Consider the following 710-nt stretch of genomic DNA (forward strand, 5'->3'; position numbering starts at 1 on the left):
CCTCGCTGTGCACGGTGATGTGGTCATCCCAAAATAACGGTTCAATATCATGCTGCTTGAGAAAAGTCAGTTGGCAAAGCGACACAATTTGACGGCATGTTTTGAACCCTCCATTAGTGTAGTCCTTTCCAGAACACGTGGCACAGATGTCTGGAATACGTTGTTGTTAGACTGACTAATACCTGAATAGTGGAACTTTGCCGTAACCGCGTGTATTCGGCGTACACTTACTTAGTGGCTTCCGCATCGTGCCACACCTTCTATAATCTCAACAATCACAATATTCTTGATGCGAAAAAGCACCGGACCTACGCAACTGCGTGAGTCCGGTGCTTTTAGTTAATTGTCTTGTGTCAATTGCGCCAGTTTCTTTTCGAGCGTTGTGACCAACGTCAACAGTTCCGCTTGTTGATTAAGTAGCAACGCATTTTGCGTCTCTAAGTAGTCAAAGCGCAATGCATCACGATGTTCCAACAGCCGCCCTCGATTTGATTTCAAATCCAGTTCAGCCGCCATTTCATCGCGATCTTTCTCTAAGTCAGCAAGTCGTTTTTCAAGATTTTTTCGATCGTTCTGTCTAGTCATGCCGATATCATCCCCTTCCAACGACAGCAACCCTTATTTAGCTGAGAGTCCTGTTTCACGCGCTAGTTGGTGAATCGTCGTATCATCAACGTGCAATTGTTGCCGAATGGCCGCGTATGACACGT

At 45.9% G+C, this 710-nt stretch carries 1 protein-coding gene; it reads right to left on the bottom strand.

Going from position 1 to position 710, the window contains the following annotated elements; all coding sequences use genetic code 11:
- Window positions 1-339 precede the first annotated feature (339 nt).
- Entirely contained in the window at window positions 340-585 is a 246-nt protein-coding gene (locus tag WEIDD23_RS11180) for a hypothetical protein (protein WP_010369648.1), read from the bottom strand.
- Window positions 586-710: the final 125 nt, after the last annotated feature.

Source organism: Weissella sp. DD23, assembly GCF_001579105.1.
Lineage (GTDB): Bacteria > Bacillota > Bacilli > Lactobacillales > Lactobacillaceae > Weissella > Weissella cibaria.